This is a genomic window from Micrococcus sp. KRD096, assembly GCF_017168495.1.
Lineage (GTDB): Bacteria > Actinomycetota > Actinomycetes > Actinomycetales > Micrococcaceae > Micrococcus > Micrococcus luteus.
The window spans coordinates 861-4,111 of record NZ_JABFAY010000022.1 but is presented as its reverse complement, the minus strand read 5'-3'; the positions used below and the strand labels follow the sequence as shown (position 1 = coordinate 4,111).

The following is a 3,251-nucleotide window of genomic DNA, read 5'->3' as shown; positions in this document are numbered from 1 at the left end:
GATGATGTGTCCATGCGGATCTCTCACGAGGCGATCTATCAGTCCCTGTTCGTCGAGGGACGGGGCGCACTCAAACGCGAACTCGTCGGGTGCCTACGCACCGGACGGGCTCTGCGCGAGCCGCGGGCACGTACCCGGAACAAGCCCCAGGGCCACGTCACCGAGGACGTGGTGTTCAGCAAGCGCCCACCTGAGGCCGCTGATCGTGCTGTGCCCGGGCACTGGGAAGGGGACCTGATTATCGGGACCGAGCGTTCAGCGATCGGGACTCTGGCCGAGCGGAAGAGCCGGGCCACGCTTCTGGTCCACCTTCCCCGCCTGCAGGGATGGGGTGAGCAGCCGCCGGTGAAGAACGGGCCGTCGCTGGGCGGGTACGGGGCCGAGGCGATGACCGCGGCCCTGACTAAGGCGATGACGGGCCTTCCCCAGCAGCTGCGCCAGACGCTCACCTGGGACCGAGGTGGAGAGTTGGCTGGGCATGCTCAGTTCACGATGGCTACGGGCACGAGAGTGTTCTTCGCGGACCCGCACTCTCCGTGGCAGCGGCCGACGAACGAGAACATGAACGGGCTGCTCCGGCAGTACTTTCCCAAGGGAACTGACTTGTCGCGCTGGTCTGCGGACGACCTCGCCGCGGTCGCGTACACGCTGAACAATCGGCCCCGCAAAGTCCTGGGGTGGAAGACCCCTGCAGAAGTCTTCGCGGAGCAACTAAGCTCCCTGGAGACAAGCGGTGTTGCAACGACCACTTGAACCCGCCCAGTACGTCGCCGTGCGATACACCCAGCGGCTCGCCCAGGCCGGCGCAGTCGCCTCAGTCGGCTCGACGGGGGACTCGTATGACAATGCCCTCGCGGAGGCGTTCAACTCGCTGTTCAAGGCGGAGCTGATCCGGAACAAGGGGCCATTCAAGTCCATCGAGGGCCTGGAGATCGCGGTCGCGGAGTACATCGACTGGTTCAACCATCGGCGTGTGCACGGCGAGATCGGGATGGTTCCTCCGGTCGAGTTCGAGGACGTCTACCATCATGAGAATCCCGTGCCGGCGCCTGCCGGGGCGGCACTTACGAGCCTCTAACAAACCCGGGGCGATTCATACTCCAGCACCGTGATCAGCCAGGCGGGCAGGGCAGGCAGGTCCACATGAAGGACCGGCAGGTGGATCTGGGGGTGCACCGGCACCGGCAACTCGATCCGCGGCCAGACCGGTACGGGCAGGTGGATCCGCGGCGGACGGAAGTCCGGCAGCCCGACGTCCCAGTCGGGCAAGAGCCGACCGAGCAGCGGTATCACCACCAGCGGGAGGATCGCCCAGCCGGCTTTCCCGAAGCCGCCAAGCAGCGGGTAGGCCACCCGCTTGACGGAGCTGGATTCCATGGCCTGATGTCGCCTCTCCCCGCGGGAGCCGGCCGGGGGCTCGAACTCCACGACAGCACCCGCCTCCCGGAACTCGACCTGCAGCAACTCCCCGAACAAGGAAGCCTGGATCCGCAGGTGCGGCTTCTCCCGGGCCACGGAGCCCGTGACGTCCGCGAGTTTGAGTGCGGCCGGCGCTCCCTTCAGCGGCAGCACCCCGTTCGTGGTGGCCTTGAACCGGCCACGCACCTGACCGTCAACTCTCACCTGGAGGCGCTGCGGGGGATTCTGGCGCCACCGCGTGAACCGCTCCCGGAAGGAGGCGTCGGGGCCCGCATGCTCGCCGACGTGTGAGCGTTCGCGGTCGCCGGCGGGCGTCCCGTCGTCGCCACCTGCCCAGGAGTCCTCCAGCGGCCACTCCGGGTCGCGTGCGAGGAACTCGGCATCGAACCCCTGCTCGAGCTCGATGACGCCGAGATCGGGATGGTGGAGCGTCCACACCTCCACCGCTCAGCCCCGTCCCGTCCGAGCCCCGCCGATCATGCCGCCCAGCCGGCAGATCAGAACGACGCCAACGGCGTAGACCCAGGTCCCGGGCTTGGAATAGAGCAGCAAGGCGAGCCAGCACAACGCCCCGGTGATCACCGGGAAGGCCCAGGTGCGGCGGAACACACCCGGCCGTCCAGGAAGCCCAGGCTGAGCGCGGCCAAGAAGAGTCAGACGAGCAGCAGGACGGTGGCGATGGCCAGCTCGGCCACGGTCCCGACGGCGAAGGGGACCACCAGATAAGACAATGCGGACGCCGCGTAGGGCCAGGACTGGCGTGCGGTGCGTTCTGGTTCTTCGGTCGTGGTGGGCTCACTCATGGTGATCTCCACGCTATCGGGCGTGGGATAAGCGGGCATGCGAACCGATCTAGGGCGTGTCTGAGAATGGATCCAGGGTCTTAGCTAAACCCTCGAAGCATTATCAGACACGCCCTAGGGCATGTCTGACAATCGTTTGGACCATGCGAGCACAGCATTCAGGACCACAGCGGCCCGGTAGACGATCGCGTACTTGTCATACCGGGTCGCCAGACCCCGCCACTGCTTCAGGTGAGCGTACTGACGCTCGATGACGTTGCGGCCCTCGGCAGTGGAGAGCGGATCGGGCCTTGCGGGCCCCGATGCGCTCTCCTGGCAGGCCGCAGCCCTCACGGGAGGTCCAACGCCAGTTCTGGCGTGTGATCGCCACCGGTGTCACCACGGTCGAGGCATCCCTGACTGTGGGCGTGTCCTGGCCCGTCGGGGCGCGCTGGTTCCGTCACGCTGGCGGGATGACCCCGCTGTCCTTAGCCGAGCCCACCGGCCGGTACCTGTCCTTCGCTGAGCGTGAGGAGCTCGCGATCCTCCATGCCCAGGGCCAGGGGGTCCGTCAGATCGCACGCACGCTGGGACGTGATCCCGGCACGATCAGCCGTGAGCTGCGCCGTAACTGCGCCACTCGTTCCGGGAAGCAGGAGTACCGGGCCACGGTGGCGCAGTGGAAGGCCCAGGAAGCTGCCAGGCGGCCCAAGCCGGCGAAGCTGGCCACGAACCAGCGACTGCACGACTACGTCCAGGCACGCCTGAACGGGGTGGTCCTGGGCCCCGATGGCGTGGCCGTGCCAGGACCGGTCGGGCCCGGTTTCAAGGGGCGGAAGATGAAACCGCGCCGGGCGGACCGGCGGTGGTCCACGGCGTGGAGCCCTGAGCAGATCAGCCACCGGCTGCGCCTGGAGTTCCCGGATGATGTGTCCATGCGGATCTCTCACGAGGCGATCTATCAGTCCCTGTTCGTCGAGGGACGGGGCGCACTCAAACGCGAACTCGTCGGGTGCCTACGCACCGGACGGGCTCTGCGCGAGCCGCGGG

5 protein-coding genes and 2 pseudogenes are annotated in these 3,251 nt (G+C 67.3%); 3 read left to right on the top strand and 4 right to left on the bottom strand.

Annotation, left to right across the window (positions count from 1 at the left end):
* Both J1M41_RS10815 and J1M41_RS10810 read left to right on the top strand, forming a co-directional pair.
* The coding region (locus J1M41_RS10815) for an IS30 family transposase (protein WP_206451743.1) at positions 1 to 753 on the top strand (753 nt) is incomplete at its 5' end.
* Between the two features lie 4 nt (positions 754 to 757).
* Positions 758 to 1,015, top strand: a pseudogene (locus J1M41_RS10810) (integrase core domain-containing protein); the annotation flags it as partial.
* A 59-nt stretch (positions 1,016 to 1,074) separates the two neighbouring features.
* On the opposite strand, the gene J1M41_RS10805 reads toward J1M41_RS10810, so the two are convergent.
* The 4 genes and pseudogenes from J1M41_RS10805 to J1M41_RS10790 form a co-directional block, all read right to left on the bottom strand.
* Positions 1,075 to 1,857, bottom strand: a complete 783-nt coding sequence (locus J1M41_RS10805) for a hypothetical protein (protein WP_206451742.1) — start codon at positions 1,855 to 1,857, stop codon at positions 1,075 to 1,077.
* Positions 1,858 to 1,866: 9 nt separating this feature from the next.
* The gene (locus J1M41_RS10800; protein ID WP_206451741.1) at positions 1,867 to 2,028 is read right to left on the bottom strand and encodes a hypothetical protein; all 162 of its coding nucleotides are present in this window, start codon (positions 2,026 to 2,028) and stop codon (positions 1,867 to 1,869) included.
* A 44-nt stretch (positions 2,029 to 2,072) separates the two neighbouring features.
* Positions 2,073 to 2,222: a hypothetical protein gene (locus tag J1M41_RS10795; protein ID WP_206451740.1), complete on the bottom strand. Its 150-nt coding sequence runs from the start codon at positions 2,220 to 2,222 to the stop codon at positions 2,073 to 2,075.
* Positions 2,223 to 2,336: 114 nt separating this feature from the next.
* Positions 2,337 to 2,483 (bottom strand): annotated as a pseudogene (locus J1M41_RS10790) (IS5/IS1182 family transposase); the annotation flags it as partial.
* 191 nt (positions 2,484 to 2,674) lie between these two features.
* Here J1M41_RS10790 and J1M41_RS10785 point away from each other — a divergent pair.
* On the top strand, positions 2,675 to 3,251 hold a 577-nt coding region (locus tag J1M41_RS10785), incomplete at its 3' end, for a helix-turn-helix domain-containing protein (RefSeq protein ID WP_206451739.1).